1 protein-coding gene is annotated in these 994 nt (G+C 70.8%); it reads left to right on the plus strand.

Translation table 11 applies throughout. The features are described from left to right. On the plus strand, positions 1-994 hold a 994-nt coding region (locus AC5L30_RS32965; protein ID WP_494872180.1), incomplete at both ends, for a DUF418 domain-containing protein.

The following is a 994-nucleotide window of genomic DNA, read 5'->3' on the forward strand; positions in this document are numbered from 1 at the left end:
TGTCCCGGATCGTCGACGTCGACGCGTTGCGCGCCGTGGCGCTGCTCCTCATCCTGGTCGTCAACATCGCCTTCTTCGCCTCCGGCTATCCCTTCCATCTGGTTCCGGATCCCGCGCACGGCTCGTGGAGCGACCAGGTGGTCCTGTGGCTGGTCGAGCTGCTCTTGACGATGAAGGCGTACCTGCTCTTCTCTTTCCTGTTCGGCTACAGCTTCACGCTCCAGCTCGATTCCGCCGCGCGGCGGGGCGTCGACGTCGCCCCACGGTTCCGGCGACGGCTGGCCGGGCTCTTCGTGCTCGGCATCCTGCACGCGGTGCTGCTGTTCCAGGGCGACATCCTGACCACGTACGCGTTGCTCGGTCTGGTCCTGCTCGCCATGCGGGGAGTTCGCGTCGGGACCGCGCTGCGCGTCGCCGTACTGCTGACCGGCGGGATCGGCTTCGTCCTCGCGCTCGCCGCCACGGGCGGGACCGAGCTGGTCACCGATCCGGCGACGGCACTGGCGGCGGGGCAGCGGTCCACCGAGGCACTACAGGGCGGGATCGGCTCAGTGATCACCGAGCACGTACGCCAGCTGCCGGCGATGTTCGGCACGCTCCTCGTGCAGGGGCCGCTCGCTCTCTCGGCCTTCCTCTTCGGTTACGCGGCCGGGCGGCGCCGGCTGCTCACCGACGTCGTCGGGAACCGGCAGCTCCTGCGCCGGGTGCAGCGGCTGGGCTATCCGATCGGCCTGGCCGGTGCGGTGATCTTCGCTTCGGGTGGCGGCACCGCCAACCTGACCGGGCTGACGGTGGGCGTGCTCACCGCGCCGCTGCTCGCGGCCGCGTACGCCGCCACCCTGCTCCAGTTCTTCCAGACCGACCGGGGGCGGCGGGTCGTCGCCGTACTCGCACCGGCCGGCCGGATGTCCCTGTCGAACTACCTGGGCCAGTCGCTGCTCTGCGTGCTGGTCTTCACCGGCGTCGGGTTGGGCCTCGCCGGTGCCGTCGCACC

The sequence above is a fragment of the Micromonospora sp. BQ32 genome, assembly GCF_059358895.1.